This window comes from Phenylobacterium sp., from assembly GCF_036263695.1.
Classification (GTDB): domain Bacteria; phylum Pseudomonadota; class Alphaproteobacteria; order Caulobacterales; family Caulobacteraceae; genus Phenylobacterium.
In genome coordinates, this window is sequence record NZ_DATAGM010000309.1 from 1 (window position 1) to 2,503 (window position 2,503).

Annotated in this window: 3 protein-coding genes; 2 read left to right on the forward strand and 1 reads right to left on the reverse strand. The window is 68.2% G+C overall.

Annotation, left to right across the window (positions count from 1 at the left end; all coding sequences use genetic code 11):
• Positions 1-150 precede the first annotated feature (150 nt).
• Together VHK87_RS12555 and VHK87_RS12560 are read left to right on the forward strand one after the other, a co-directional pair.
• The gene (locus VHK87_RS12555) at positions 151-1,326 is read left to right on the forward strand and encodes a VWA domain-containing protein (RefSeq protein WP_329635236.1); all 1,176 of its coding nucleotides are present in this window, start codon (positions 151-153) and stop codon (positions 1,324-1,326) included.
• A 16-nt stretch (positions 1,327-1,342) separates the two neighbouring features.
• On the forward strand, positions 1,343-1,999 hold the full coding sequence (locus VHK87_RS12560) for a TetR/AcrR family transcriptional regulator (protein WP_329635237.1): 657 nt from the start codon (positions 1,343-1,345) through the stop codon (positions 1,997-1,999).
• 21 nt (positions 2,000-2,020) lie between these two features.
• On the opposite strand, the gene VHK87_RS12565 is transcribed toward VHK87_RS12560, so the two are convergent.
• Positions 2,021-2,503, reverse strand: a 483-nt coding sequence (locus tag VHK87_RS12565; RefSeq protein WP_329635238.1) for a hypothetical protein, incomplete at its 5' end; no start/stop codon positions are given.

Genomic DNA, 2,503 nt, shown 5'->3' on the forward strand with positions numbered 1-2,503 from the left:
GACCTGCGCCTGTGGCGTTGTCGAGGCCGTCTGGGTCCCGGCTTTCGCCGGGATGAGCGGTCGAAGGTTGAGCGCTCCGCTGGACTTTGCGTTCGCGCCGCCCCATCCTCAACAGTCAAACGCCCGTTCGTCTCGAAGGACGCTTCGCCCATGTTCATGCGATTCTTCACCGAGCTGCGCCAAGCCAAGGTGCCGGTGACGCTGAAAGAGTACCTCATGCTGATGGAGGGACTCGACAAGGCGGTGATCGACCGCTCGGTGGACGACTTCTACTACCTCTCGCGCGCCGCGCTGGTGAAGGACGAGAAGAACCTCGACCGCTTCGACCAGGTGTTCGGCCAGGTGTTCAAGGGCCTGGACAGGGTCGACGGCGACCTCACCGCCGACATTCCGGCCGAGTGGCTCAAGAAGATGAGCGAGAAGTTCCTCACCGAGGAGGAGAAGGCGCAGATCGAGGCCATGGGCGGCTTCGACAAGCTCATGGAGGCGCTGGCTCAGCGCATCAAGGAGCAGAAGGAGCGTCACGAGGGCGGCAACAAGGCCATCGGCACCGGCGGCACCAGCCCCTTCGGCGCCAACGGCTACCACCCCGAGGGCATCCGCATCGGCCAGGACAAGGGCCGGCACGGCAAGGCCATCAAGGTGTGGGACAAGCGCGAGTACAAGAACCTCGACGACTCCGTCGAGCTCGGCACCCGCAACATCAAGGTCGCCCTGCGCCGGCTGCGCAAATGGGTCCGCGACGGCCATGCCGAAGAGCTCGACATGGACGGCACCATCAAGGGCACGGCCGAGAAGGGCTATCTCGACATCCACCTGCGCCCGGAACGCCGGAACAAGATCAGCGTGCTGATCTTCTTCGATATCGGCGGCTCGATGGACAGCCACATCAAGCTCTGCGAGGAGCTGTTCTCGGCGGCCCGCTCCGAGTTCAAGAACATGGAGTTCTACTACTTCCACAACTGCCTCTACGAGGCCGTGTGGAAGGACAACCGCCGCCGCCACGCCGAAAAGATCCCGACGTGGGACGTGCTCCACAAGTTCCCGCACGACTACAAGGTAATCTTCGTCGGCGACGCCACCATGAGCCCCTACGAGATCACCTATCCGGGCGGCTCGGTGGAGCACTGGAACGAGGAGGCCGGCGCGGTCTGGATGGATCGCGTGGCCCAGATCTACGAGCACGTTGTCTGGCTCAATCCCACCGCCGAACGGCACTGGGACTACACGCCCTCGGTGGGGCTGATGAAGCAGCTGGTCAACGACCGGATGTACCCGCTGACCCTGGAGGGCCTGGACAAGGCGATGCGCGAGCTCGCCCGCTGAACCAGCTGGCGCACGGATGAGCGATCCCCTCCCCCAGGAGCCGCCCCCAGAGGAAAACGAGGCCGCCACCAAGGCGGCGGTGCTCGCCGCCGCCGAGCGGTTGTTTGCGCTGCACGGCTTCCAGAACGTCTCAGTGCGCGACATCACCGCCGAGGCGGGGGTCAACCTGGCCTCGGTGAACTACCACTTCGGCTCCAAGGACGCCCTGCTGTTCGAGATCTTCCGTCGGCGGACGGCGGAGCTGAACCGCGAGCGCGCCCGGATGCTGCACGAGGCCAACGCCCGCCACGGCGGCAAGCCGCCGGTCCGCGAGATCCTTGAGGCCCTGTTCGCCCCGCCGCTGCGCTGGAGCGCGCCGGACAACGCCCGCCGCATCTCGCTGCAGTTCATCATCCGCGCCCGCGGTGAAGGCACGGCCGAGATGCGCGAGGCGCTGCAGCACGACGTCAGCCACCTCGCCCGCTTCTCCGACGCGCTGATCGCCGCCCGCCCGGACCTGCCCCGCGAGGAGGTCTATTGGCGGCTGCACTTCTGCCTGGGGATGATCCACAACAACCGCTTCGCCGAACTCGACCGGCTCCACCACCTCTCCGACGGGATCACCCGGGAGGGCGACGTGGAAGTCCTGCTCGGGCGGATGCTCGACTTCGCCGAGGCGGGGTTCAGCGCGTAGGCCCGCCACTCCGCGCCGGCCCTAGGCCCGCGCGGCGGCGAGGCCGGCGTAGTACCGCCGCAGCAGCACTCCGCTCAGCGCGATCGCCGGCAGGGCCAGCAGGATCGACGTCGCCAGCGGCGCACCGGCGGCCGCGATCCCGGCGGCGGTGAGGCAGGCAAGGAAGCAGCCGACGTCCCACGCGCCTTCGTTGGCCATGGTGGCGCGCAGGCAGCAGGGCGAGGCCTTAACCAGGTTGCTGTTGGCGACGCCCACGGCCGGGGCCAGCAGGGCGATGGCCACCGGTCCGATTGCGTTGGCCGCCACCGCCAGCGCTGGGCTGTCGTCCGCGACGGCGCGCACCAGGACCACGACGCCCATGGCGGTGTAGGCGATCAGCGCCGCGCGCCTGCCTCCGCCGAGGTCCACGTGGCGGCCCAGCACCAGCCCGAACGCCGCCCCGGCCAGCGCCGCCAGGGCCATCGCCCCGCCGTAGGCCGTGAAGCTCTCGGCCAGGGTGACGAA